The sequence below is a fragment of the Bradyrhizobium sp. WSM4874 genome (assembly GCF_055811835.1).
In genome coordinates this window covers 1-1481 of the sequence record NZ_JBVVPR010000143.1, presented here as the reverse complement: position 1 = coordinate 1481, position 1481 = coordinate 1, and the positions used below count along the sequence as shown (strand labels likewise).

Sequence of the window (1481 nt, the reverse complement as noted above, 5' to 3'; positions counted from 1 at the left end):
GGCTCGATGTTCAGTGGGCCGCTGGTCATTGTAATGGCGCCGACCTGTGGCGTTGCCTCAAGGCGCAGGGATTTAGAAGCTCGGTGCGGTCGCTACCGAATGGGCGACACGCCGTCGGCGTGCCGAAACGCCCGATGCTCAAAGCCTGCAGCGCGTACCGTCCGCGAGAACTATCGCCCGCCTGATGACCAATGGCCGCGCAACGCTATCAAAGTCAGAGACCGTCACCATTGCGGCGATTGAGCAAGGCGTTCCTCTCCTGGTGGAAGCTGGAGAGATCATAGCCGCTTCGCTTGGCGCCGGTAGCCTTGATCATCTGCCTGATGGCCGTCGATTTATGACGGCCGCCTGCCGCCGCTCGCCGCAATCTTCACATCGACGAGCAAGCGGTCGATGGCTGCGGCGCTGATCCCCAGAACAAGATCACGGTCGGCCTGGCCAAGCTGCAACACGTGACCTCCCCCGGCCTTTAGCCTTGAGGGTGATGGGTGAGATAAACTTGTCTGCGTTGGCCAAACACCACGTCTGGATCCAGTGTTGCCTTCACCTTGGCTGTGTAGTGCTCACCGTTAATCTCGAATTGTGCCTGCTGCTCCTGGTTGCGCACGGGGAAGACTCCGAGTGCCTTCAATGCACGCATCATTTTATTTGGCATTAGTTGGTCGCCATCGTCGTAGCACTGGTGGTCCCACGACGTGCCAGCGAGATATCCGATGTCGACGCGTGAGCGGAGAACCGACGAGGACGCCTTTCCAGAGGACTTTCCGACGCAACATTCTCCAACCGCCTTCCGAACTGCTGACTTAACGCGCGACCACAGTGAACCCTCTTTGCTATGCAGGCCGAATCGCAGCGGCATCCGCATCGCCCCGGCAATGTCAGGGTGCCGGATCGCTCCATTGGGATCAGCGGGCGTCGCGTCAGGCAACATAAGTTGCAAATTGGCCGCGTGCTGTTCTTGCACGGCAGTGTACTCCTGAGTCGAAGCTGCCATGCTGAATTGGTCGATCGAATTGAGTTTCAAACCACTCTCCTTTGAACATGGACCTGTGGTAGTCCGAAGCTGGTAGCGTCTGCTCTACGGCCGCACAAGTTTGAGGCTTGAATGGCTTACGGAGTTTTCGCCTCGATTCTACCAAAGGTATGGCTCGGTATCTGAGAGACACAGCTCGCGTGGAGGTGCGTTCGGCAGGCAGAGTTCGAATCGGTCGGGAGTGCATTTGGCGGCGCATATTCCTCTCTTAGTTTGTGAAAGATAGAAATTTAATAGAGGCATGCAATATTGCTTTATATTGAACAGATATTTGTCTACCCATAGTGAATTTGTATTCTCACGTACGTACGAGGAGAAAAGGCGCCGCCAATGCGGCGCTTCCGACAGCTTCCAAAGCCCTCCAGATGCATCTCGACGTGAATTCTGTCAGCATCCACTCATGCCTGTCGCGGCTTAAACGTAGGCCAAGGACTTTCCTGGGGATCGA

The 1481-nt window shown here is 56.3% G+C and carries 1 protein-coding gene and 1 pseudogene; one reads left to right on the top strand and one right to left on the bottom strand.

Annotated elements, in window-relative coordinates; all coding sequences use genetic code 11:
* Window positions 1-283: pseudogene (locus AC0L3P_RS39695) on the top strand (ISL3 family transposase); the annotation flags it as partial.
* A 186-nt stretch (window positions 284-469) separates the two neighbouring features.
* On the opposite strand, the gene AC0L3P_RS39690 reads toward AC0L3P_RS39695, so the two are convergent.
* Complete coding sequence (locus AC0L3P_RS39690; RefSeq protein WP_473309425.1) at window positions 470-1024, bottom strand: hypothetical protein; 555 nt, start codon at window positions 1022-1024, stop codon at window positions 470-472.
* Window positions 1025-1481 lie beyond the last annotated feature (457 nt).